Genomic DNA, 240 nt, shown 5'->3' with positions numbered 1-240 from the left:
AAGTTCTTTATGAACTTCATATTTGGGGGTGTAGCTCAGTTGGGAGAGCACTTGCCTTGCAAGCAAGGGGTCAGGAGTTCGACTCTCCTCATCTCCACCATTTAAGAGCATATTACTTAAATCTTTGATTTATCTAGTAGACTCTTACATTGCACTTTAAGCTTATTTTTATACAAGCTTGTGCGTTAGCACTTTAAGCAACAGAATAAACTGAACGAATGTGAAGTTTGTTTGTTGGCG

General features: G+C 38.8%; 1 tRNA gene. It reads left to right on the top strand.

The annotated features are described in order from the left end of the window. Nucleotides 1-24 precede the first annotated feature (24 nt). Nucleotides 25-100, top strand: a tRNA-Ala gene (locus Q3287_RS19605). The last annotated feature ends 140 nt before the right edge of the window (nucleotides 101-240 follow it).

It is taken from the genome of Clostridioides sp. GD02404 (genome assembly GCF_045898275.1).
Classification (GTDB): domain Bacteria; phylum Bacillota; class Clostridia; order Peptostreptococcales; family Peptostreptococcaceae; genus Clostridioides; species Clostridioides difficile_A.
This window is presented reverse-complemented; position numbering and strand designations above follow the sequence as displayed.